Consider the following 709-nt stretch of genomic DNA (forward strand, 5'->3'; position numbering starts at 1 on the left):
TACGTGAACGGACGGAAGTTCTGCTCGATCCCAACTTTGACCGTTTCCTGTTTCCCGCACCCTGAGGCAGCTAACATGACCAACAGGACGGCTAACAGAGCGATGCCCCGCTTACTTCGAATTCCAACCATAGCTTGTATACCCTCCTTCTCATAACAACGGTATTATTTGTTAATCGATGAGAGGTTATACTTGATGATTCACATTGAACTAACGATATGTCGGTGCGATAACGCCCCTATCAGCCTCAATCTTCTTCAGATCAATGCCATCAACTAAATCGAATCGTTCATTTCCTTTTATAGCTACACGCCACTCCTGTCCTTCATATGAAACAATGCCTTCTACCGTTCGAGCACACATCCCTATCAAAGATTTCAGCTTTCCTTCTCGATCCGTTACGGCTCTGAGTCCGTTCGGAAACTGAATCAGGACCTTCCCACCCCGATAAACCATAGATCCGTCAACCGTATTCACCAGTTCAAAAGTAACACCATCTATATTGCGGCTATAGGCCGTAGCATCAGCAATTTCCTCGCCATGATCGACGGCGTACGGAAGCAGCCCCGTAAACCATAATTCATTTTCCGGTCTAGGCATAATCCCACATAAACGTTCAACATAATCCAGCACGCACATAATGGCTGGAGAGTAGGTTTGCGTAAAGCCCTCTTCGCCTGTCCAAGGGCTAAGCGCTTGAGCGAAACGC

1 pseudogene is annotated in these 709 nt (G+C 47.1%); it reads right to left on the minus strand.

From position 1 onward, the window contains the following. Positions 1–210: 210 nt before the first annotated feature. A pseudogene (locus AC1DUA_RS39750) lies at positions 211–709 on the minus strand (MGH1-like glycoside hydrolase domain-containing protein); the annotation flags it as partial.

This window comes from Paenibacillus sp. 01T422, from assembly GCF_056398785.1.